Origin of the sequence: Streptomyces sp. SAI-170 (assembly GCF_049739565.1) — a bacterium.
In the GTDB taxonomy this organism is placed as follows: Bacteria; Actinomycetota; Actinomycetes; order Streptomycetales; family Streptomycetaceae; genus Streptomyces.
This window is the reverse complement of sequence record NZ_JBMGQD010000001.1, coordinates 5,972,404-5,993,617: the sequence shown is the minus strand read 5'-3', so window position 1 is coordinate 5,993,617 and position 21,214 is coordinate 5,972,404. Positions and strand designations below refer to the sequence as shown.

The following is a 21,214-nucleotide window of genomic DNA, read 5'->3' as shown; positions in this document are numbered from 1 at the left end:
GGTCGTCCCGGTGGCGACGAGCCCCGGATTCGGTGTCCGTAGGCGTCGGTGCACGTCTCGGACGACGCCCTACGAGCAAGGAGATCCCCACGGTGCCCGTCCCCCGCATCGCGCACCCAGCAGAGCCCGCTCCGGAGGCGCCCCCGACGGCGTCCAGAACCCCGGACGGCGCACCAGGGGAAGGCGGGAAGCGGTCCGGACAGCCGACGGGCGGCTCCGGACTGCGACTGGACATCCAGGGCCTGCGCGCGGTCGCCGTGTCGCTCGTGGCGCTGTCGCACGCCGGGGTCACGCAGGTGGCCGGCGGTTACGTCGGCGTGGACGTGTTCTTCGTCATCTCCGGCTTCCTCATCACCTCGCTGATGCTCCGTGAGCACAGCCGCCAGGGCCGGATCTCGCTGGGCCGCTTCTACGCCCGCCGCGCGCTGCGGCTGCTGCCCGCCTCCACGCTCGTCGTGGTGGCGACGCTGGCGGGCTCGTGGCTGTTCCTCGGTCCGCTGCGGTTCGCTGACTACGCCAAGGACGCCATCGCCTCCGCCTGGTACGTCGTCAACTTCCGGCTCGCCGACGCCGGAACGGACTACTTCAACACGGACGTGCCGCCGTCCCCCTTCCAGCACTTCTGGTCGCTGGCGGTGGAGGAGCAGTTCTACCTGATCTGGCCCATCGTCCTGATCGTCGCGCTGAAGCTGTTCCGCCGCCGGGCCCTGCTGGGGCTGCCGCTGCTCGCGCTGGCCGCCGGCTCGTTCGCGGTGAACCTCCATCTCACCGAGACCGCCCCCTCCTGGGCGTACTTCGGTTCCCAGGGCCGTATCTGGGAGCTCGCGGTGGGCGCGCTGCTCGCGCTGGTGGCCGACCGGCTCGACGACATCCCGCGCCCGGTCGCGGTGGTCGTGAGCTGGGCCGGCATCGCCGCCATCGCCTACGCGGCCGTGATGTTCGACGACAGCACCGTCTTCCCCGGCCACAACGCCGTGGTCCCGGTGTTCGGCGCCGCCGCCGTGCTGGCCTGCGGCGCGGCGGGCGGCCGTTGGGGCGCGGGCGCGCTGCTGTCGCTGCGGCCCATGGTGTGGGTCGGCGGCATCTCGTACGCCTGGTACCTGTGGCACTGGCCGCTCATCCTGATCGTCCCGGCCGCCGCCGGGTTCGGCGAGCACGACGGGCCGCTGCGCCTGATCGCCGCGCTGTGCGGCATCCCGCTGGCCTGGCTGACGCTGCACCTGGTCGAGAACCCGATGCGTTTCCACCGCGCCTTCAAGGCGCGGGCGGGCCGGGGTCTGGTCTTCGGCCTGGGTCTGTCGGCCGTCGCCGCGTCCCTCGCGGTGGTCGCCGCGCAGTTCCCGCCGAGCCTGTCCGAGGGCGGGGCGCGGCAGAACACCAGGGAGGCGCTCGCCCAGGCCTCAGACCCGCGCGCCGAGCTGACGAAGCTGCTGGAGCAGAAGGTCGACAAGCTTCCCTCCAACCTGACCCCGAGCATGCGCGACACGGCGTACAAGCGGTCCGCGGTGTACACCGACGACTGCGCGCTGACGATGACCGACAAGGTGCAGACGCAGCCGTGTCTGTACGGCGACACCAAGGCGGAGCGCACGGTCGTCCTGTTCGGCGACTCGCATGTCGCGCAGTGGTTCCCGGCGCTGGACGCCATCGCCAAGGAGCACCACTGGAAGCTGTACTCGTTCACCAAGAACGCGTGCAAGGTCTCGCAGATCACCATCGAGTGGAACAAGGGCCCGTACTCGACGTGTGACGACTGGCGTGCCACCACCATCGACAAGATCCTGAAGATGAAGCCCGAGCTGGTCCTCACCTCCAGCTCCAACTCGGCGAAGCTGTGGGGCGACGGCGACACCGCCGAGGCCTGGGGCAAGGGCCAGGCGGAGACCTACCGGATGCTGCACAAGGGCGGCGTCCAGGTGGCGACCCTGCTGGACACGCCCTGGCCGAAGAACAACGCGGTCGACTGCGCCAACGCCAACTCCGGCGACCTCGGCGCCTGCGCCCGCGACCGCTCCGAGGCCGACCCCAAGCCGGACGTCACCAAGGCCATCCGCGCGGCCGCGACCGCCGAGGACGTGCCCACGATCGACCCCTACGACTGGGTCTGCGCCCCGTCCGGCAACTGCCCGATCGTCGTCGGCAACACGATGGTCTACCGCGACTACGGCCACCTCGCCGACGGCTACGTCGAGGCCCTGACCCCCGTCGTGGAGCAGGAACTGCTCCGGCTGTTCGGGGACGACCTGAGCAAGCGGCCGGGGGCCTGAGCCCGGGAGCTCCGACCGGGGCCCGCTGGCGTACGTTTCCGCGTACGGCAGCGGGCCCCGGTGCGTCTCAGCCCCTCTTCCTCACCCAGGCCTCGAACCCGGCGGGGTCGCGGACGCCGTCGTCGAGGACCGCCCGGTAGACGTCGTAGCTCCGCACGGCCGTGCCGTACTCGGGGCGGTCGGCCCAGGCCCGCTTGATCCCGAGGATCGCCGCGCGGGTCTCGTCCGTGAGGCGAGGGCGCAGGCTCGTCAGGTGGGCGGTCGAGGGCTGACGTGCCGGCTCGTCGAGGAACCAGATGTCCAGGTTCCACATGTCCCCGGAGGCCGCCCGGCACTCCACGCCGAGGTACAGGCCGTCGGGGTAGGCGTCCGGCTCCTGGTTCCACGCCCCGCGGTCGTTGCGGAAGGTCACGAGACGGACGTCGCGATGCCTCGCCAGCCGGCCGCCGACCCCGGCGACGGCCGCCACGGCAGCGTCGTCGAGCCGCTCGCACGTCACGTCCACGTCCAGGTCCCTGCGGACCATCAGCCCCAGCGCCGTACTCCCGACGACGGTCGGCGTACCGACCTCGGCGAGCAACTCCCCCAGCCGAAGGTCCCGGTACACCCCCTCGGCTTCGGCCCGCAGCGCGGCTTGCTCCCCCAACACTCCGACAGCGTCCATGCGTTCAGCCTAGAGCGCACCCGCTCAGCCCCGTACCGCCTCCGCGTCCCGTCGTGACGAGCCCGCCACCAGGCGTTCATGGGCTCCGGCGAGGGCACCCCGGCGTCGGTCCACGCCGTAGGCGACCGCGGCGACGCCGAGGCCCAGTACGGCCAGGGCCGCGCCCGCGAGGGCCGGGGACGTGACCCCGTAGCCCGCGGCGAGGGCGAGGCCGCCGATCCAGGCGCCGCCGGCGTTGGCGAGGTTGAAGGCGGCCTGGTTGGCGGAGGAGGCGAGGGAGGGGGCGGCGGCTGCCTTTTCCATGACCATGAGCTGGAGCGGGGAGCCGGTGACGAACGCCGCCGTGCCCAGCAGGATCACCGCGAGCGCGGCCGTCCACTCCGTGCGCATCAGCAACGGGAACAGGCCGAGCACCGCGACCAGCGACGCGAGGCCGCCGAAGAGGGTCGCGCGCATGGCGTGGTCCGCCAGGCGGCCGCCGAGGAGGTTGCCCGCGGTGGCGCCGACGCCGAAGAGGGCGAGGAGCAGGGTCACGCTGGTGTCGGCGTAGCCCGCGGCGTCGGTGAGCATGGGGGTGATGTAGCTGTAGGCCGCGAACAGCGCGCCGAAGCCCGCCACCGTCGTGCCCAGGGCGAGCCAGACCGGCACGGAGCGCAGGGTCGCCAGTTCGCCGCGCAGGCCCACCCGCGGAGTGCCCTCGCCCCGCTCCGCCGGGATCAGCAGCGCCAGCGACGCGATCGCCGCGAGGCCGATCGCCGAGACGGCCAGGAAGGTCGCCCGCCAGCCCAGGTGCTGGCCCATGAGGGTGGCTGCGGGGACGCCGACGACGTTGGCGACCGTGAGGCCGAGGAACATCAGGGACACCGACCGGGCCCGGCGCTCGGGGGCGACCAGGCCGGTCGCCACCACCGCGCCGACGCCGAAGAACGCGCCGTGCGGCAGGCCGCTCAGGAACCGGGCCGCCAGCAGTGCGCCGTTGCCCGGCGCCAGTGCCGACAGCGCGTTGCCCGCGACGAACAGCGCCATCAGCGCGATGAGCACCGTACGGCGGGACATGCGGGCGGTGGCCGCGGCCAGCAGGGGTGCGCCGATGACGACGCCGAGGGCGTACGCCGAGACCAGGTGGCCCGCGGTGGGGAGGGATATGTCCAGGTCGGCGGCCACGTCGGGCAGCAGGCCCATCATCACGAATTCGGTGGTGCCGATGCCGAAGGCGCCCACGGCGAGGGCGAGCAGGGCCAGGGGCATGAAGGGGCCTGTGCCTTTCAGGGAGAGGTTCTTATGTTCTCTTGCGGAACAAAGTCTCTCAGGCCCAGTATTCCGATCGCGTACCGGCCGTGTACCAGGGGGTTAATCCGAGGAGGCCAGCCGGACCCGGGCCGCCACCGGGAGGTGGTCGCTGCCGGTCTCCGGGAGGGTCCAGGAGCTGACCGGCTCGATGCCGCGGACCATGATCTGGTCGATGCGCGCCATCGGGAACGACGCCGGCCAGCTGAAGCCGAAGCCGCTGCCCGCCGCGCCCTGCGTGGAGCGCATCTGCGCGGTGACGGCGTTGAGCGAGCGGTCGTTCATCGTGCCGTTGAGATCACCGAGCAGCAGCACCTTGTCCAGCGGCTCGTCGGCGATCGCCTCGCCCAGCGCGTCGGCGCTCTTGTCGCGCTGCCGGGCGGTGAACCCGGCCTCCAGCTTCACCCGCACCGAGGGCAGATGGGCGACGTAGACCGCGGCCTGTCCGCCCGGCGCGGCCACCGCGGCCCGCATCGCGCGGGTCCAGCCCAGCTTGATGTCGACGGGCCTGACCCCGCTCAGCGGGTACTTGCTCCACAGCCCGACCGTGCCCTGCACGGAGTGGTACTTGTACGCCGGCGCCAGCGCCTTCTCGTACACCGGCACCGCGCCCTGCGTCAGCTCCTCCAGCGCGACGACGTCCGCGCCCGAGGCCGCCACCGCGCGGGCGGTGCCCTCCGGGTCGGAGTTGTCGGCGTTGACGTTGTGCGTGGCCACGGTCAGGTCGCCGCCGGCCGCGGCCTTGTCGGTGAGCAGGCCGCCGAAGAGGTTCAGCCACACGATCACCGGCATCAGCAGCGCGATCAGCGCGGTGGCCGACCTGCGCACCAGCGCGAGCACCAGGAGGAGAGGGATGAACACACCGAACCACGGCAGGAAGGTCTCCCCCAGGCTGCCGAGGTTGCCGATCCGGTTCGGGATCTGCGCGTGCAGCAGCATCACCAGGGCCAGCAGCACCCCGAGGGCCGCCACCACGATGCCCCGGCGCCAGATCCGCGGGTCCCCGCGCCAGCCGTCGAACAGCCGGTGGACCAGGCGCCGAAGCCGAGAGCCGCGGTGCTCGGGCCCCGAGCCGCCGTTGTCCGTCTCCGTTGCGTACGCCTGTTGCGCCATACCGTCGCCTCGCTACCTGCCGTGCACACCGTCGTCCCCCGCCTACGACCCTAGGGGATGATCGGCTCCGTTCCTGCCGTGCATGACGGTGCCGGTGGTGGCCGCGGTTTCCGTCGGGTTCCCTTGTGACGAAACGCGCACATTCGCACCCCGGGACGCGCACATACGGACCCCGGGCCGGCGTGCTCCTCGCCACCCGGGGGTGGTCTGGCCCTCGTCCGGGCGAGGTGCCACCATGGAGGTGGTCCGGGGACGCCGTGAGGGCGCCTCGAGATGACGTAAGGAGCCGTTGCAATGACGCAGCTTTCGGCTGCCCAGACTGCACAGGCAGGCACCTCCGACGGCAGCAAGGCGCTGTACGGAGGAAAGGGCACCCGCCGCATCACCGTCCGCGACATCGCCCTCGCCAAGGAGCGGGGCGAGAAGTGGCCCATGCTCACCGCCTACGACGCGATGACCGCGTCCGTCTTCGACGAGGCCGGCATCCCGGTGATCCTCGTCGGCGACTCGGCGGGCAACTGCCATCTGGGCTACGAGACCACCGTGCCCGTCACCCTCGACGAGATGACCATGCTGTCCGCGGCCGTCGTGCGCGGCACCCGGCGCTCGCTGATCGTCGGCGACCTGCCCTTCGGGTCGTACCAGGAAGGCCCCGTCCAGGCGCTGCGCTCGGCCACCCGGCTGGTGAAGGACGCCGGCGTCCAGGCGGTCAAGCTGGAGGGCGGCGAGCGGTCGTACGACCAGATCCGGCTCCTGGTGGAGGCCGGCATCCCGGTCATGGCGCACATCGGCCTGACCCCGCAGTCGGTCAACGCCATGGGCTACCGCGTCCAGGGGCGTGGCGAGGAGGCGGCCCAGCAGCTGCTGCGCGACGCGAAGGCCGTGCAGGACGCCGGCGCGTTCGCGGTGGTCCTGGAGCTGGTGCCGGCCGAGCTGGCCGCCGAGGTCACGCGCACGCTGCACATCCCGACCGTCGGGATCGGCGCCGGCGCCGAGACGGACGCCCAGGTGCTGGTGTGGACCGACATGCTCGGGCTGACCGGTGGCCGGGTGCCGAAGTTCGTGAAGAAGTACGCCAACCTGCGTGAGGTCATGGGCGACGCGGTGAAGGCCTTCGCCGAGGACGTCGTCGGCGGAACGTTCCCGCTGGAGGAGCACTCCGTCCACTGAGCCACCGCGGTACGACACAGCCCCGCCGATCTTCCCCCGTCGGCGGGGCTGTGCCATTTTTTGCGCCTGAGCCGGCGCCGCTCTCGCGGATCTGGTTGCTCGCCGTCGTGGTTCCTCAATCGATGGTCGCCGTCGTCGTCGGGAAAGACGCGGTGCTGTCGGCGGCTTGTCGGCGGCGTCGGTGACTTGTCGGTGGTTTGTCGGTCGGTCCTGACACCGTCTTGGACATGACGCGAATCGAGAAGAAGCCCGCGGCGACGGGCGCCGCCGTCTCCGTGCGGGGGCTGGTGAAGCACTACGGCGAGACCAAGGCACTGGACGGTGTCGATCTGGACGTGCGCGAGGGGACCGTGATGGGGGTGCTCGGGCCGAACGGCGCCGGGAAGACCACCCTCGTACGGATCCTGTCGACGCTGATCGCCCCGGACGCCGGACAGGCGACGGTGGCCGGCTACGACGTCGTACGCCAGCCCCGGCAGCTGCGCCGGGTGATCGGCCTCACCGGGCAGTACGCCTCCGTGGACGAGAAGCTGTCCGGCTGGGAGAACCTCTATCTGATCGGCCGGCTGCTGGACCTGTCCCGCAAGGACTCCCGGGTCCGTGCCGACGAGCTCCTTGAGCGGTTCTCGCTGACGGAGGCCGCGAAGCGCCCGGCGTCGACGTACTCCGGCGGTATGCGCCGGCGGCTCGACCTGGCCGCGTCGATGATCGGCCGCCCCGCCGTGCTCTACCTCGACGAGCCCACCACCGGCCTGGACCCGCGCACCCGCAACGAGGTGTGGGACGAGGTCAAGGCGATGGTCGGCGACGGTGTGACGGTGCTGCTCACCACCCAGTACATGGAGGAGGCCGAGCAGCTCGCCTCCGAGCTGACGGTCGTCGACCGGGGCCGGGTCATCGCCGGCGGCGGCATCGACGAGCTGAAGTCCCGGGTCGGCGGACGCCGGCTGCGGATCCGGCCGGCCGACCCGCTGCGGCTGCGGGAACTCGCCCGCGCCCTGGACGAGCTGGGCATCACCGGCCTCGCGACCGCCGACGTCGACACGCACAGCGGCACGGTCCTGGTGCCCGTCCTCAGCGACGAGCAGCTCACCGCCGTCATCGGCGCGGCCGTCGCGCTCGGCATCACGCTCGCCTCCGTCACCACCGAACTGCCCAGCCTGGACGAGGTGTTCCTGAGCCTCACCGGCAAGCGGGCCGAGACCACGCTCCCCACCCAGTCCACCGACGCCCGCGAGGAGGTCGCCGTATGAGCGCCGTATCCGCCGTGACCGCTGCCGCCGACACCCGTATCCCGCTGCGGGCCCATCTGCGCCACACCGGCGCCCTGGTGCGCCGCAATCTGCTGTGGATACGGCAGGACCCGGAGTCGACGTTCGACGCGGTGCTGTTCCCGGTCATCTTCACGCTGCTGTTCGTGTACGTCTTCGGCGGCTCGATCGGCCAGTCGCTGGGCGGCGGGCAGCAGGCGTACGTGCAGTACGTCGTGCCCGGCCTGATGGCGATGATGGGCATGAACATCGCCCAAGGCGTGGGCACCGGCTTCAACCAGGACTTCAACACCGGTGTCATGGACCGCTTCCGGTCCCTGCCGATCGGGCGCGGCTCGGTGCTGTTCGCGAAGATCGCGGTGGAACTGCTGCGGATGCTGTTCGCGACCACCGTGCTGCTGATCGTCGGTGTGCTGGTGGGCTTCGACATCACCAACTGGCCCGGTCTGTTCGCCTCGGTGGGCCTGTCCATGGTGTTCGGCTCGGCGCTGATGTGGGTGTTCCTGCTGCTGGGCGTCGTCATGAAGAGCGCGCAGTCCGTGCAGGCGATGGGCTTCCTGGTGCTGATGCCGCTGCAGTTCGGCTCGTCGATCTTCGCGCCGACCCAGTCGATGCCGGGCTGGCTGCAGAACTTCACCGACTACAACCCGCTGTCCGCGCTGGCCGACTCCGCGCGCGGGCTGATGGTGGGCGGCCCGGTCGCGCACGACCTGTGGGTGACGCTGGCCTGGTCGGTGCTGCTGACCGTGACGATGGCGCCGGTGGCGGTCCACAAGTTCCGCACCAAGAAGTGAGTCGTGCGGCTCACACCAGGGCGGTGGCCTCCTCGGGGGAGAGGCCACCGCCCTCGGCGTACGCCGTGTCGTAGGCGGTCTCGCCCAGTGCGGCCCGTGCGGCGGACTCGGCCCGTTCGCGGACCGTGCGCTCGACCAGGGAGGGGACATGGCCCGGGGGCAGTGCGGCGTCGGCCGCGCCCAGGCAGCGGACCGCGTCGGCGGCCCGGCGGCCCCGCTGGTGCTCGGCGAGGGCGACCGCGGCGACGGCGAGGTATGCCGAGCGCGTGGCCGGCCGGATCGCCTGGGCCAGCGGGTCGGCCGCCTTCTCCAGGGCCTCGCGCACCAGTTCCAGGCCCTCCTCGTAGCGGCCGTCGACCACCTCCAGCCAGGCCTCGGCGCCCAGCAGGAACGCGGCGAAGACGGCGAAGTGGGCCATCCTGAACCCCTCGCGCAGCAGCCGCATCTGCTCCCGTGCCTCGGCCGTACGGCCGGTCAGGCTGAGCCAGCCGGCGAGGAACAGCCGCGCGGCGGGCATGCCCTCGCTGAGGCCGCCGTCGTGCTCGGCGATCACCTCGCGCAGGATGCGCTCACCGCGCTCGTGTTCCCCCGTCTCCAGCAGGGCCGCGCCGAACCGCGCGGCGAGCACCGCCACATGGGCGCGGGCGCCGAGCCGTTCGGCGTAGGTGCCGGCCTCCTGGTAGTCGGCGGCGGCGAGCGCGAAGTCGCCGCGGGCCTCATGGGCCTCGCCGCGCGCGGAGAGGGCCTCGGCGTAGCCCCAGTCGTCGCCGAGACGGCGGAAGATCTCCAGTGCCTCGTCGGCGTCGCGGGAGGCGTCGGCGGCCCACTGGGCGGTGTTGGCGCGGAAGTTGGCTCGCATCTGGAGGCTGACGGCGAGCTCCCACTCGAAGCCGGGGGTGGCGCGGCAGGTCTCCACGCAGGCGTCGACGATCGTGTACAGGCGGCACAGGTCGCCGGTCAGCATCACGGCGTAGAACCACAGCATGCCGGGGATCCGGCAGGTCTGCGGCTGGCCGGGCTCGTAGGTGGCCGCGATGAGCCGCAGCCTGGCCTGCGCCCGCGGGGTGCTCCAGGAGTCGGGCTCGGCGTCCATGCAGGCGAGGTGGGCCAGGTGCACGCCGCGGCGGGCCTCGGTGAGCAGTTCGCCGGTCAGCGGGGGCGGCGCGGCCGTCAGGCGTTCCGCCACGGAGACGGCCTTGCGTACGGGCTCGGTGAAGGGGTCGGGGCCCAGGGCCATGACCTCGGCGCACCAGTGGCGGGTCTCCTGGCGCAGATCGCGCATCTGCCAGTACAGGACCAGCGACAGCGCCAGGACGAGGCCCTCCTGCTCGTCGCGCTCGGCGACGGCGTGCCGCAGGGCGGTGCGCACGTTCTCGTACTCCAGCTCCAGCAGGGCGATGGCGGCTGCCTGGCCGGAGCCGCGCAGCAACGAGTCGGTGGTCCGGGCGAGTTCGCGGTAGTGGATGAGGTGGGCGCGCTCGGCTGCGGCGCGCTGTCCTGCCTCCTGAAGGCGTTCGCGGGCGTACTCGGCGACGGTCTCCAGGAGCCGGTAGCGCATCTCGCCGTTCGCGGAGGGGGCCGCCACCACCAGGGACTTGTCGACGAGCTGGCCGAGCACGTCCAGGGCGGCGGGGCCGCACACGGCCTCGGCGGCGGCGAGGTCGCAGCCGCCGGCGAACACCGACAGGCGGCTGAGGACGTCGCGTTCGTCGGCGTCGAGCAGTTCCCAGGACCAGTCGACGACGGCACGGAGGGTCTGCTGGCGGGGCAGGACGGTACGGCTGCCGGTGGTCAGCAGCCGGAAGCGGTCGTCGAGGCGGTCGGCGATCTGCCGCAGGGTGAGCATCCGCAGCCGGGCGGCGGCCAGTTCGATGCCGAGCGGCAGGCCGTCCAGGCGGCGGCAGATCTCGGCGGCGGCCTCCGGGTCCTCCTCGGGGCTGAAGCCGGGCCGGGCTGCGGCACCGCGGTCGGTGAGCAGCCGCAGCGCGTACGGCTCGGGCAGCGGCTCGACCGGGCGCAGCAGCTCGCCTGGCACGCCCAGCGGCTCCCGGCTGGTGGCCAGCACGGTCAGGCCGGGGCAGCGGGTGAGCAGCTCGTCCACGAGGCGCGCGGCGGCGTCGACGACGTGCTCGCAGTTGTCGAGGACGATCAGCAGTCTGCGCCTGCCGCAGTGTTCGGCGAGCCGGGTGACGGCGTCGTCGTGATGCGGATCGCCGACGGCGGCCCGGATGCTCTCCGCCCCGGCGCCGTACAGCACGGTCTCCCGCGCCCCGATCGCCGTCAGCACCGCCTCCGGCACCGCCGCCGGGTCGTCCACCGGCGCCAGCTCCGCCAGCCACACCCCGTCCGGCGCGAGGTCGGCCACCCCTTCGGCGGCCTCCTGCGACAGCCGCGTCTTCCCGGCGCCGCCGGGCCCGAGGAGGGTCACGAGCCGCGCTGTGGCGAGGTCGTCGCGGATGGCGGCGATGTCGTCCTCGCGCCCGACGAAGGAGGTGAGCCGGGCGCGGAGGTTGCCTCGGGGGCGGGGAGGGACGGTCCCGGTGTCGGGGGCGGTCCTAGGGGCATGAGCCGGTGCAGGTCCGTTCCCCAGTAGCTCCGTGTGCAGGGTGCGCAGTTCCGGGCCCGGGTCGGTGCCGAGGGCGTCGGCGAGGAGGCGGCGTACGGCGTCGTAGGCGGCGAGGGCCTCGGCGGTGCGGCCGGTGGCGCGGAGGGCGCGCAGGCGGAGGGCCTGGAGGGGCTCGTCGAGGGGGTGGGTGTCGCAGAGGGCGGTCAGCTCGGGCAGCGCGCGGTCGGCGTGGCCGAGGGCGACGGCGGCGGTGAGGCGGGCGCGGCGGGCGTCGAGGTGGAGGCGGTCGCAGCGGGCGGCCTCGGGGGTGCGGTCGGGCAGGTCGGCGAGGGCGGGGCCGCGCCACAGGGCGAGGGCGTCGTCGAGGACGCCGGCGGCCTTGGCGGGGTCGCCGTCGGCCAGGGCGCGCAGGCCCTCGCCGGTGAGCCGGTCGAAGCGGTGCAGGTCGATGTCGTCCGGGCAGGCGGCGAGCCGGTAGCCGCCGTCGGCCAGCACGACCGCGTCGGCGCCCAGCGCCCTGCGCAGGCGTCCGACCAGTGCCTGGAGGGCGCCGGTGGCGTCGGCGGGCGGGTCACCGGCCCACACCTCGTCCACCAGCAGCCCGGCCGGCACGACCCGGTCGGGGCGCAGCGCGAGCACGGTCAGCAGGGCACGCAGCCGCGCCCCGCCGACCGGGACGGGGGTGCCGTCGGGGCGGAAGGCCTGGGTGGTGCCGAGGATGCGATAGCGCACGGGAGCCATTCTCTCCGGTGAGGTGGGGGCCGGGTCACGGGGTTTTGCGGCGAGGCTCGCGTCAAGTCGGCCCCTTTTCTCAGGAACCCTCGTCCGTTCCCGGGACGTTGTCCCTGTGCGCCCGGTACGGTCGGGCACCCAAGCCGCCCGAGCACGGAGGTGTCCCGCCCCATGACCACCGCCACCAGCCGGCACAGCGACCGGAGGATCAGCCCCGTCTTCGTGGGGATCGCGGCCGTGACGGCGGTGACCGGCTGGGCCACCTGGACCGGGTTCGCCGAGCAGCCGGGCCTGGCCGTGTTCCTGTTCGTGACGGCGGCGTGGATCGTCTCGCTGTGTCTGCACGAGTACGCGCACGCGCGCACGGCCCTGCACAGCGGGGACATCTCGGTGGGCGCGAAGGGCTATCTCACCCTGAACCCGCTGAAGTACACGCACGCGCTGCTGAGCATCGTGCTGCCGGTGCTGTTCGTGATCATGGGCGGGATCGGCCTGCCCGGCGGCGCGGTGTTCATCGAGCGGGGCCGGATCAGAGGCCGCTGGCGGCACAGCCTGATCTCGGCGGCGGGCCCGCTGACGAACGTGGCGTTCGCGCTGGTGTGCACGGCCCCGTTCTGGCTGGACGCGCTGGACGGCGTGCCGCGGGACTTCCGCTTCGCGCTGGCGTTCCTCGCGCTGCTCCAGGTGACGGCGGCGATCCTGAACTTCCTGCCGGTGCCGGGCCTGGACGGCTACGGCGTGATCGAGCCCTGGCTGTCGTACAACGTGCGGCGGCAGGTGGAGCCGCTGGCGCCGTTCGGGCTGCTGATCGTGTTCGCGCTGCTGTGGATCCCGTCGTTGAACAACGCGTTCTTCGACGTGATCGACGCGATCCTGAGGGGTCTCGGGATCAGCGACTTCGACACGTACTGCGGCTACGACCTGTACCGCTTCTGGCGCGGCACCGACGAGATCTGTTCGGTCAGCCCGTGACGGACTTCCTGACCTTCTCGCGCTTGAGGTAGTACCAGGTCATGTTGGACGACAGGCCCGCCAGCAGCACCCAGACGATCCCGAGGAAGCTGCCCTGCGCGAAGGAGACGACGGCCGCGGCGACGGCGAGGAGGCAGACGATCAGGGCGTAGAGGGCGAGGCGGGGCATGAGGGGCTCCTGGAGGGGGACACTGCTGTGCTGCTGATGCCCACCAGTGTCCCCCATGGGCTCATACGTCCGTGACGCGGAGCCCCGCGTGCGCCTTGTAGCGGCGGTTCACGGAGATCAGGTTGGCGACCAGCGACTCGACCTGGTGGGCGTTGCGCAGCCGGCCCGCGAAGACGCCGCGCATGCCGGGGATGCGGCCGGCCAGCGCCTGGACGATCTCCACGTCGGCGCGCTCCTCGCCGAGGACCATCACATCGGTGTCGATCTGCTCGATCTCGGGGTCCTGGAGCAGGACGGCCGACAGATGGTGGAAGGCGGCCGTGACCCGGGAGCCGGGCAGCAGGGCGGCGGCCTGCTCGGCGGCGCTGCCCTCCTCCGGCTTGAGGGCGTAGGCGCCCTTCTTGTCGAAGCCGAGCGGGTTGACGCAGTCGACGACCAGCTTCCCGGTCAGTTCCTCGCGCAGCGACTCCAGCGTCTTGGCGTGGCCGTCCCACGGCACGGCGACGATCACGATGTCGCTGCGCCGGGCGGTCTCCGCGTTGTCGGCGCCCTCGATGCCCTGGCCGAGTTCCTCGGCGGCGGCCTGTGCGCGGTCGGCGGCCCGCGAGCCGATGATCACCTTCTGGCCGGACCGGGCGAGCCGGTAGGCGAGGCCCTTGCCCTGCGGTCCGGTTCCGCCGAGCACGCCGACGACGAACCCGGAGACATCGGGCAGGTCCCAGGGGTCCTTGGCGGGGGCCTTCTGTGCAGCACTGTCGGTAGAGGTCATGCGCCCGACTCTACGTGCGCGTGTGCGGGCCCCGTCCCGCGCTCAGCGGCGAGGGCGCCCCGGTTCGGGCGAATTCCGGCCGAACCGCGGGCCGGGGAGGGGAGGTTGGGGCAGGATGCGGGCGCATGGACGCCGTACGGGTCGCGTTGTTGCGCGAAGTGCTCGCCGGGACCGAATGGCCCGCCGCCACCCGCAGGTTCGCCGGGGCGCTGCGCGGGTCGGTGGTGTCGCACAGGGGCGGGCTGCTGGTGGTGGGGACGCCGGAGTACGAGCCGTGGCATCTGGCGGCGCACCTGGTGGACGAGGCCGCCTGGTCGGGCACGCCGGAGCTGGCGCCGACGCTCGTACGGCATGCCGCGCGCCCGTCCGGTCCCGCGCACCTCGCGGTCGGACTCGGCCGCATCGAGGCGGCGGGGCGCGGGGAGACCCTGCTGGTGGTGGCCCCCGACGAGCACGCGGGCCTGCTGGAGCGGGTCCACGGCGCCCGCCGGGCCGGCGCGACGGTCCTGGCCCTCGGCACAGGCGGCGGCGACCTGGAAACCATGGCCCACGAGGCCCTTCCGGTCCCCGAGGGCGCCGAGCTGGACCTGGACAGCGTCCAGCACTTGGTGAGCGCGGCAGCGGGCGAGAACGCGGCCCCACTACCGCGTGCCCGCCGCCGCTTCCGCGACCGCCTGTCGAGACTGGCCGAGACCTTGACGGCACCCCCACCCACAGCCTGGTAGCGCCCCTTTAAGGGGCGCGGGGCTGTGTCGATATGCGGCTCCGCCGCGCGGGCGCGACCAGCCACAGAGAACCCGCAGCCGCCGACGGCGTTCAAGGAACTCCACGGTCCGCGCGGGCTGCAGCAAAAACTCGGTTGCACCCCGTTTCACGCCCCACCGACCATGACCTCTCGTGACCGCTCACCGCTCGTTCCTCCCCGACCTCACCCCCTGGCGAGCCTCCCGGGACTTCCGACTGCTCTGGATCTCGGGCGCGATCTCCAACTTCGGCAGCTTCCTGACCTTCGTTGCACTGCCCGTACAGATCAAGGAACTGACCGAGTCGACCGCGGCGGTAGGGGCGATCGGCGCGGTGGAGCTGATCCCCCTCATCGTCTTCGGCCTGTACGGCGGCGCGCTGGCGGACGCGCTGGACAAGCGCGGCCTGATCGTCTGGACGGAGGCCGGTCAGGGCGTGCTCAGCGCGATCCTGCTGGTCAACGCGCTGCTCCCGGAGCCGGCGGTCTGGCCGCTGTACCTCGTGGCGGCGCTCTCCTCCGCGCTGGTCAGCGTGCAGCGGCCCGCGCTGGACTCGCTGTGGCCGCGGATCGTGGCGCACGAGCATCTGCCGGCCGCGGCCTCGCTGAACTCGCTGCGCTGGACGGTCGGCGGGGTCGCGGGCCCGGCGCTGGCCGGTGTGGTGGTGGCGTACGCGGGGCTGGGCTGGGCGTACGCGGCGGACCTGCTGACCTTCGTCGTGTCGGTGGTGCTGATCCTGCCCCTCGCCTCCTCCCCCGCCGCGCGCGAGGCCGCGAAGCCCTCGCTCAGGGCGATCGCGGAGGGCGCCCGGTACGCCTGGAGCCGCAAGGAGCTGCTCGGCACCTACGCCGTGGACCTGGCGGCGATGTTCCTGGCGATGCCGCTGGCGGTGCTGCCGTTCCTCGCGGACGAGCTGGACGCCGAGTGGGCGCTGGGGCTGATGTACGCCACGGTGCCGCTGGGCTCGCTGCTGGTGAGCGTGACCAGCGGCTGGACCGGGCGGATCCACCGGCACGGGCGGATGGTGGCGCTGGCGGCCGCGCTGTGGGGCGTGTCGATCGCGGCGGCCGGGCTGTGCGGGAACGTCTGGCTGGTGCTGCTGTTCCTGACGGTCGCCGGCGGCTGCGACATGGTCAGCGGGATCTTCCGCGGAGTGATGTGGAACCAGACGATCCCCGACGAGCTGCGCGGCCGGCTCGCGGGGATCGAGCTGCTGTCGTACTCGGTCGGGCCGACCCTCGGCCAGGTCAGGTCGGGCGCCTTCGCCGCATGGTGGGGCGTGCGGGCGTCGGTGTGGTCCGGCGGGCTGCTGTGCGCGGGAGCGGTGGGGCTGCTGGCGCTGTGCCTGCCGAAGCTGATGACGTACGACGCCCGCACGGACGAGCACGCGGCGCGGGTGCGGGAGCAGCGGGAGACGGCCGCCGCGGCCCGGCCCCAGCCCCAGACCTGATCAGTCCTCGTCGGTGGCCTGACCCGTGGGCGCGTCGTGCCAGCGCGGGTCGTTCTCCCACTCCAGGTTGCGTTCGCGGGCGGTCTGCATGGCGTGCTCGGCCTCCGCGCGGGTGGTGTACGGGCCGAAGCGGTCCTTCGCGGGGCATTCCGGCCCCTCCTCGACCTTCTTGTGCTCCAGGCAGTAGTACCACTCGCCCGGCTTGCCGACGGTGCGCTTCTTGAACAGGGCCATGACCGGCTCCTTTCGCCACGGACATGGTCCCCCATGACCGCTGTCTTAGACTCGCTGGCATGTCTGGCCAGTCGCTGCTCGTACCAGGGGAGCTCTCTCCCACCCGTTCCGTACCCGGAAACATCCGGCGCCCCGAGTACGTCGGCAAGCCCGCGCCGACGCCGTACACCGGTCCGGAGGTGCAGACGCCCGAGACGATCGAGGCGATGCGCCGCGCGGGCCGGATCGCCGCGCGGGCGATGGCCGAGGCCGCGAAGATCATCGCACCCGGTGTCACCACGGACGAGCTGGACAAGGTGGCGCACGAATTCCTGTGCGACCACGGCGCCTACCCGTCCACGCTCGGCTACCGGGGCTTCCCCAAGTCGCTGTGCACCAGCGTCAACGAGGTCATCTGCCACGGCATCCCGGACTCGACGGTGCTGCGCGACGGCGACATCGTCAACCTGGACGTCACGGCGTACATCGGCGGGGTGCACGGCGACAACAACGCGACCTATCTCGTGGGTGACGTCGACGAGGAGAGCCGGCTGCTGGTGGAGCGCACTCGCGAGTCGCTCACCCGTGCGATCAAGGCGGTCAAGCCGGGCCGGCAGGTCAATGTGATCGGCCGGGTCATCGAGTCGTACGCCAAGCGGTTCGGGTACGGGGTGGTGCGGGACTTCACGGGTCACGGCATCAACTCGTCGTTCCACTCGGGCCTGATCATCCCGCACTACGACAGCCCGCACGCGACGACGATCATGCAGCCGGGGATGACGTTCACGATCGAGCCGATGCTGACGCTCGGCACCCATGAGTACGACATGTGGGACGACGGCTGGACGGTCGTGACGAAGGACCGCAGGCGGACGGCCCAGTTCGAGCACACGCTGGTGGTCACGGAGTCGGGAGCGGACATCCTCACCCTGCCGTAGGCTCTTACCGACAGGTTGTCGGATATTGCACCGGTATGGGTGATCCGTATGGATCCGGAGTTCTCCCCCCTCTCCTACCCCTCCTCCCCCTTCTCCGCCGTTCTCCGCACCGCGTCCCAGGAGCAGCACACGGAGGCGGAGAGCTCGACGTTCATGAGCGACCTGCTCGGCGGCCGGCTCGGTGTGGACGCGTACGCGCGCTACACCGAGCAGCTGTGGTTCGTGTACGAGGCTCTGGAGGCGGGCGCCGAGCGGCTGGCGGCCGATCCGGTCGCGGGGCCGTTCATCCGGCCGGAGCTGTTCCGGCTCGGGTCCTTGGAGCGGGACCTGGAGCATCTGCGCGGGCCCGGGTGGCGGGCGGGACTGAGCGCGCTGCCCGCCACGCGCGCGTACGCGGACCGGGTGCGGTACTGCGCCGGGCGCTGGCCCGGCGGCTATGTCGCCCACCACTACACCCGCTATCTCGGCGACCTGTCCGGCGGGCAGATCATCCGCGACAAGGCCGAGCGGACGTGGGGGTTCGCACGCAAGGGCGACGGGGTGCGGTTCTACGTCTTCGAGCAGATCCCCAACCCGGCGGCGTTCAAGCGGGGTTACCGGGAGCGGCTGGACTCGGTCATGGCGGACGAGTCGGAGAAACAGCGGATCGTCGCTGAGTGCAAGCGGGCTTTCGCCCTGAACACAGGGGTTTTCAGGGCGCTGAGCGAGGAGCGCCCCAAAGGGGCGCGGGGAACTGCGCGACCGGCCACAACGGCGCCGCACGGAACCGGCGACGCTCACCTCTCCAACAACACCCGCCCGCCTATCTCCACCCATCCGTACGGCTGAGGCGCCGTCAGGATCTGCGACCCCTTGCCCTGGGCGATGTTGAGGGCGCGGTCCAGTCGGGCGGTCAGCAGCAGCGCCGCCGCGCCGGTCGCCTCGTCCTCGTCGATGCCGTCGTCGCGGCCGGGGAACGCCCGGGCACGGACACGGCCCGCGGCCTCGTCCTCCCAGGCCCAGGCGTAGATCCACTCGCCCTTGGGCGGCACCGGCAGGGCGTCCACCTCGGCGGCCGTGGCGTACTGGCGCAGGGTGCGCGGGGGCGCCCACTCCGCGCGGGCCTCGATCCAGCTGAACTCGCCGTCCTGGCGGGCGCCCACCGTCCCGGCGGGGGTGACCAGTTCGGGCACGTCCAGCAGCCAGGCCGTGCCGACGCAGGGGTGACCGGCGAAGGGCAGCCGCAGGGTGGGTGTGTAGATGTCGACGACTCCACGCTCGGGGTCGTCGACGAACACGGTCTCGCTGAAGCCGAGCTTGGCGGCGAACGCCTGGCGGTCCTCGCGCTCCGGCAGCACCGAGCCCTCGCGGACGACACCCAGTTCGTTGCCGTATCCGCCGTTCGGCGCACAGAAGACGCGCAGCACGTCGTAGTCAGTCACCGGGGAATTCAACCATCGGCCGCGACGACGGGCTCACACCGCCGCCCTTGGCGGTTTCTTGACCTGCCCATGGTGTGCGGTTTGGGTCGGCGTGATCAGGCCGTGCTCATACAGCGTCGATGAGAGCTGAATCACCGTTCGCTTGGGTATCGCACAGGTAAGGCTCAGATAAGTTAGGCGAGCCTACCCATGCCGAAGTGACGTGGGTCACATAGATTTTCCGCCACTCGTCTGGAGTTCGTATGCGTGCCGTCCGCCTCTCCGTCGTGACCGCCGCCGCCACCGCGGCGGCCCTGACCGCCGTCACGGGCTGCACCGAGAAAAGCAAGGGCGACGCGAGCGCGGACAACGTCATCACCGTGACCGCCACCGACGACAAGTGCGAGGTGTCGAAGAAGGAGGTGCCCGCCGGGCACCTCGAACTCGCCATCGAGAACAAGGGCTCGAAGGTCACCGAGGTCTACGTCCTGTTCCCGGACGACCGTGTGGTCACCGAGCGCGAGAACATCGGCCCCGGCACCAAGCAGCGGGTCACCGCCGAGGTGAAGGCCGGTGACTACCAGATCGCCTGCAAGCCCGGCATGAAGGGCGACGGCATCCGGCAGGACATCAAGGCCACCGGCGGCGGCGCCGCGGCCAAGCGCGACCCGCGCCTCGACAAGGCCGTGGCCGCCTACCGCGCCTACGTCCAGGCGCAGGCCGACGAGACGCTGCCGCTGGCCGAGAAGTTCGCGGCGGCCGTCAAGGACGGCGACCTGAAGGCCGCCCAGGCCGCCTACGCCCCCTCCCGCATCGGCTGGGAGCGCACCGAGCCGGTCGCCGAGTCCTTCGGCGACATCGACCCCAAGGTCGACGTCCGCGAGGACGGCCTGGAGGACGGCCAGGACCCGGCCACCGACTGGACCGGCTGGCACCGCCTGGAGAAGGCGCTGTGGCAGGACAAGAAGATCGGCGACCGGGAGAAGGAGCTCGCCGACCTGCTCGTCAAGGACCTGAAGGACTGGCAGAACCGGGTCGGCAAGGCCGAGATCACCCCCACCTCCATGGCCAACGGCGCCAAGGAGCTGCTCGACGAGGTCGCCACCGGCAAGGTCACCGGCGAGGAGGAGCGCTACTCGCACACCGACCTCGTCGACTTCAAGGCCAACGTCGAGGGCGCCGAGAAGTCCTACCAGCTGCTCAAGCCGGTCGCCCAGGAGAACGACAAGGCCCTCACCGCCGACCTGGACAAGCAGTTCGCCGCGCTGAACGCTCTGCTGGACAAGTACCGCCCGAACAAGACCTCGTACGAGTTCACCTCGTACGACAAGGTCGGCAAGGCCGACCGCAAGGAGCTGTCGGACGCGGTGAACGCGCTCGCCGAGCCGCTCTCCCAGCTCGCCGCCGCTGTCGTGAAGTGAACGAGGGGCAACCGGACATGACCGACACGGACAGCACCCAGGCCGCCATCCCGTCCCGGCGTTCGCTGCTCGGCTGGGGCGGCGCGGGCCTCGCGCTCGGCGCCGTCGCGGCCGGCGGGGCCGTCGCCATGACCCGTACGGGCAACGACGTCGACCCCGCGGGCGCCGAGGCGGGCGCCGCGATCGACTTCCACGGCGCCCACCAGGCGGGCATCTCCACCCCGGTCCAGGACCGGCTGCACTTCGCCGCGTTCGACGTGAAGACGGACGACCGCGCCGAGTTCGTCCAGCTGCTCAAGGACTGGACCGAGGCCGCCCGCCGGATGACGGCCGGACAGGCCGTCGGCGAGGGCGCGTACGGCGGGCTCGCCGAGGCGCCGCCGGACGACACCGGCGAGGCCCTCGGCCTCAAGCCGTCCCGGCTCACCCTGACGATCGGCTTCGGGCCCTCGCTGTTCACGAAGTTCGGCCTGGCCGACCGGCGCCCCGACGCCCTGATCGACCTGCCGAAGTTCGCCGGCGACAACCTCGACCCGGCCCGCAGCAACGGCGACCTGTGCATCCAGGCCTGCGCCGACGACCCGCAGGTCGCGGTGCACGCGATCCGCAACCTGGCCCGCATCGGCTTCGGCAAGGTCGTCATCCGCTGGTCCCAGCTCGGCTTCGGCAAGACCTCCTCCACGACGCCCGAGGCGCAGACCCCGCGCAACCTGATGGGCTTCAAGGACGGCACCCGCAACATCGCGGGCACCGAGACGGACCGGCTGGAGAAGTTCGTCTGGGTCGGCGAGAAGGAAGGTCCCGACTGGATGGCCGGCGGCTCCTATCTGGTCGCCCGCCGCATCCGCATGCACATCGAGACCTGGGACCGCACCTCCTTGCAGGAGCAGGAGGACATCTTCGGCCGCGACAAGGGCGAGGGCGCCCCGGTCGGCAAGGCCAAGGAGCGCGACGAGCCGTTCCTGAAGGCGATGAAGCCCGACGCGCACGTGCGGCTCGCCCACCCCGACTCCAACCACGGGGCGACGATCCTGCGCCGCGGCTACTCCTTCACCGACGGCACCGACGGCCTGGGGCGGCTGGAGGCGGGCCTGTTCTTCCTGGCGTACCAACGGGACGTCCGCAAGGGCTTCGTGCCCGTGCAGCGCAACCTGGCCACGGACGCGCTCAACGAGTACATCCAGCACGTGGGTTCCGCGGTCTTCGCGATCCCGCCGGGCGTCCGCGACAAGGACGACTGGTGGGGCCGGACGCTGTTCGCGAAGGAGGCCTGAG

General features: G+C 72.0%; 19 protein-coding genes. 11 read left to right on the top strand and 8 right to left on the bottom strand.

The window, feature by feature from the left end; all coding sequences use genetic code 11:
• Positions 1–92: 92 nt before the first annotated feature.
• Entirely contained in the window at positions 93–2,267 is a 2,175-nt protein-coding gene (locus RKD23_RS26935; protein WP_424856025.1) for an acyltransferase family protein, read from the top strand.
• Between the two features lie 67 nt (positions 2,268–2,334).
• On the opposite strand, the gene RKD23_RS26930 is transcribed toward RKD23_RS26935, so the two are convergent.
• The 3 genes from RKD23_RS26930 to RKD23_RS26920 form a co-directional block, all read right to left on the bottom strand.
• A complete protein-coding gene (locus RKD23_RS26930) occupies positions 2,335–2,931 on the bottom strand; it encodes a hypothetical protein (RefSeq protein ID WP_424856024.1) in 597 nt (198 codons plus the stop codon).
• Between the two features lie 24 nt (positions 2,932–2,955).
• Positions 2,956–4,179, bottom strand: coding sequence for an MFS transporter (locus RKD23_RS26925; protein WP_424856023.1), 1,224 nt, complete (start codon positions 4,177–4,179; stop codon positions 2,956–2,958).
• Positions 4,180–4,281: 102 nt separating this feature from the next.
• Positions 4,282–5,331, bottom strand: a complete 1,050-nt coding sequence (locus RKD23_RS26920) for an endonuclease/exonuclease/phosphatase family protein (protein WP_424856022.1) — start codon at positions 5,329–5,331, stop codon at positions 4,282–4,284.
• Between the two features lie 294 nt (positions 5,332–5,625).
• Here RKD23_RS26920 and panB point away from each other — a divergent pair, with 294 nt between their 5' ends.
• The 3 genes from panB to RKD23_RS26905 all read left to right on the top strand — a co-directional run bounded on the left by panB (position 5,626) and on the right by RKD23_RS26905 (position 8,566).
• Positions 5,626–6,501 (top strand): 3-methyl-2-oxobutanoate hydroxymethyltransferase, encoded by an 876-nt coding sequence (gene panB, locus RKD23_RS26915; RefSeq protein ID WP_404034723.1) that lies wholly within the window; start codon positions 5,626–5,628, stop codon positions 6,499–6,501.
• A gap of 227 nt (positions 6,502–6,728) precedes the next feature.
• On the top strand, positions 6,729–7,754 hold the full coding sequence (locus tag RKD23_RS26910; RefSeq protein WP_424856021.1) for an ATP-binding cassette domain-containing protein: 1,026 nt from the start codon (positions 6,729–6,731) through the stop codon (positions 7,752–7,754).
• Positions 7,751–8,566 carry an ABC transporter permease gene (locus RKD23_RS26905; protein ID WP_424856020.1) on the top strand — a complete coding sequence of 272 codons (816 nt, stop codon included), beginning with the start codon at positions 7,751–7,753 and terminating at the stop codon, positions 8,564–8,566. The genes RKD23_RS26910 and RKD23_RS26905 overlap by 4 nt, the downstream gene beginning before the upstream one ends.
• 10 nt (positions 8,567–8,576) lie before the next feature.
• Here the strand turns inward: RKD23_RS26905 and RKD23_RS26900 are convergent, their stop codons facing one another.
• Positions 8,577–11,873, bottom strand: coding sequence for a BTAD domain-containing putative transcriptional regulator (locus RKD23_RS26900; RefSeq protein ID WP_424856019.1), 3,297 nt, complete (start codon positions 11,871–11,873; stop codon positions 8,577–8,579).
• A gap of 162 nt (positions 11,874–12,035) precedes the next feature.
• Between RKD23_RS26900 and RKD23_RS26895 the strand changes: the two genes are divergently transcribed.
• Complete coding sequence (locus tag RKD23_RS26895) at positions 12,036–12,836, top strand: site-2 protease family protein (RefSeq protein WP_424856018.1); 801 nt, start codon at positions 12,036–12,038, stop codon at positions 12,834–12,836.
• On the opposite strand, the gene RKD23_RS26890 is transcribed toward RKD23_RS26895, so the two are convergent.
• Positions 12,826–13,062: a hypothetical protein gene (locus RKD23_RS26890; RefSeq protein ID WP_424856017.1), complete on the bottom strand. Its 237-nt coding sequence runs from the start codon at positions 13,060–13,062 to the stop codon at positions 12,826–12,828. The genes RKD23_RS26895 and RKD23_RS26890 overlap by 11 nt on opposite strands.
• 4 nt (positions 13,063–13,066) lie before the next feature.
• Positions 13,067–13,774 carry an NADPH-dependent F420 reductase gene (gene npdG, locus RKD23_RS26885; RefSeq protein WP_424856016.1) on the bottom strand — a complete coding sequence of 236 codons (708 nt, stop codon included), beginning with the start codon at positions 13,772–13,774 and terminating at the stop codon, positions 13,067–13,069.
• A gap of 125 nt (positions 13,775–13,899) precedes the next feature.
• Here npdG and RKD23_RS26880 point away from each other — a divergent pair, with 125 nt between their 5' ends.
• Together RKD23_RS26880 and RKD23_RS26875 are read left to right on the top strand one after the other, a co-directional pair.
• Complete coding sequence (locus RKD23_RS26880; protein WP_424856015.1) at positions 13,900–14,499, top strand: hypothetical protein; 600 nt, start codon at positions 13,900–13,902, stop codon at positions 14,497–14,499.
• A gap of 172 nt (positions 14,500–14,671) precedes the next feature.
• Positions 14,672–15,967, top strand: coding sequence for an MFS transporter (locus RKD23_RS26875; protein WP_424856014.1), 1,296 nt, complete (start codon positions 14,672–14,674; stop codon positions 15,965–15,967).
• On the opposite strand, the gene RKD23_RS26870 is transcribed toward RKD23_RS26875, so the two are convergent.
• The gene (locus tag RKD23_RS26870; RefSeq protein ID WP_424856013.1) at positions 15,968–16,201 is read right to left on the bottom strand and encodes a hypothetical protein; all 234 of its coding nucleotides are present in this window, start codon (positions 16,199–16,201) and stop codon (positions 15,968–15,970) included.
• A 59-nt stretch (positions 16,202–16,260) separates the two neighbouring features.
• Between RKD23_RS26870 and map the strand changes: the two genes are divergently transcribed.
• Positions 16,261–17,118: a type I methionyl aminopeptidase gene (map, locus tag RKD23_RS26865; protein WP_424856012.1), complete on the top strand. Its 858-nt coding sequence runs from the start codon at positions 16,261–16,263 to the stop codon at positions 17,116–17,118.
• Between the two features lie 48 nt (positions 17,119–17,166).
• Positions 17,167–17,946 carry a heme oxygenase (biliverdin-producing) gene (locus tag RKD23_RS26860; RefSeq protein ID WP_424856011.1) on the top strand — a complete coding sequence of 260 codons (780 nt, stop codon included), beginning with the start codon at positions 17,167–17,169 and terminating at the stop codon, positions 17,944–17,946.
• On the opposite strand, the gene RKD23_RS26855 is transcribed toward RKD23_RS26860, so the two are convergent.
• Positions 17,895–18,539 carry a PhzF family phenazine biosynthesis protein gene (locus tag RKD23_RS26855; RefSeq protein WP_424856010.1) on the bottom strand — a complete coding sequence of 215 codons (645 nt, stop codon included), beginning with the start codon at positions 18,537–18,539 and terminating at the stop codon, positions 17,895–17,897. The genes RKD23_RS26860 and RKD23_RS26855 overlap by 52 nt on opposite strands.
• A 242-nt stretch (positions 18,540–18,781) precedes the next feature.
• Here RKD23_RS26855 and efeO point away from each other — a divergent pair, with 242 nt between their 5' ends.
• On the top strand, positions 18,782–19,939 hold the full coding sequence (efeO, locus tag RKD23_RS26850; RefSeq protein WP_424856009.1) for an iron uptake system protein EfeO: 1,158 nt from the start codon (positions 18,782–18,784) through the stop codon (positions 19,937–19,939).
• Positions 19,940–19,956: 17 nt separating this feature from the next.
• Entirely contained in the window at positions 19,957–21,213 is a 1,257-nt protein-coding gene (efeB, locus tag RKD23_RS26845) for an iron uptake transporter deferrochelatase/peroxidase subunit (protein WP_424856008.1), read from the top strand.
• Position 21,214: the final 1 nt, after the last annotated feature.

Excerpts from the sequence above, each read along its gene's own strand:
- RKD23_RS26860 (WP_424856011.1), top strand. The coding sequence starts at position 17,167 with ATGGATCCGGAGTTCTCCCCCCTCTCCTACCCCTCCTCCCCCTTCTCC.
- RKD23_RS26900 (WP_424856019.1), bottom strand. The coding sequence starts at position 11,873 with ATGGCTCCCGTGCGCTATCGCATCCTCGGCACCACCCAGGCCTTCCGC.
- efeO (WP_424856009.1), top strand. The coding sequence starts at position 18,782 with ATGCGTGCCGTCCGCCTCTCCGTCGTGACCGCCGCCGCCACCGCGGCG.
- panB (WP_404034723.1), top strand. The coding sequence starts at position 5,626 with ATGACGCAGCTTTCGGCTGCCCAGACTGCACAGGCAGGCACCTCCGAC.
- npdG (WP_424856016.1), bottom strand. The coding sequence starts at position 13,774 with ATGACCTCTACCGACAGTGCTGCACAGAAGGCCCCCGCCAAGGACCCC.
- RKD23_RS26920 (WP_424856022.1), bottom strand. The coding sequence starts at position 5,331 with ATGGCGCAACAGGCGTACGCAACGGAGACGGACAACGGCGGCTCGGGG.
- RKD23_RS26905 (WP_424856020.1), top strand. The coding sequence starts at position 7,751 with ATGAGCGCCGTATCCGCCGTGACCGCTGCCGCCGACACCCGTATCCCG.
- RKD23_RS26870 (WP_424856013.1), bottom strand. The coding sequence starts at position 16,201 with ATGGCCCTGTTCAAGAAGCGCACCGTCGGCAAGCCGGGCGAGTGGTAC.
- RKD23_RS26890 (WP_424856017.1), bottom strand. The coding sequence starts at position 13,062 with ATGGGGGACACTGGTGGGCATCAGCAGCACAGCAGTGTCCCCCTCCAG.
- RKD23_RS26930 (WP_424856024.1), bottom strand. The coding sequence starts at position 2,931 with ATGGACGCTGTCGGAGTGTTGGGGGAGCAAGCCGCGCTGCGGGCCGAA.
- RKD23_RS26925 (WP_424856023.1), bottom strand. The coding sequence starts at position 4,179 with ATGCCCCTGGCCCTGCTCGCCCTCGCCGTGGGCGCCTTCGGCATCGGC.
- RKD23_RS26910 (WP_424856021.1), top strand. The coding sequence starts at position 6,729 with ATGACGCGAATCGAGAAGAAGCCCGCGGCGACGGGCGCCGCCGTCTCC.
- RKD23_RS26895 (WP_424856018.1), top strand. The coding sequence starts at position 12,036 with ATGACCACCGCCACCAGCCGGCACAGCGACCGGAGGATCAGCCCCGTC.
- RKD23_RS26880 (WP_424856015.1), top strand. The coding sequence starts at position 13,900 with ATGGACGCCGTACGGGTCGCGTTGTTGCGCGAAGTGCTCGCCGGGACC.
- map (WP_424856012.1), top strand. The coding sequence starts at position 16,261 with ATGTCTGGCCAGTCGCTGCTCGTACCAGGGGAGCTCTCTCCCACCCGT.
- efeB (WP_424856008.1), top strand. The coding sequence starts at position 19,957 with ATGACCGACACGGACAGCACCCAGGCCGCCATCCCGTCCCGGCGTTCG.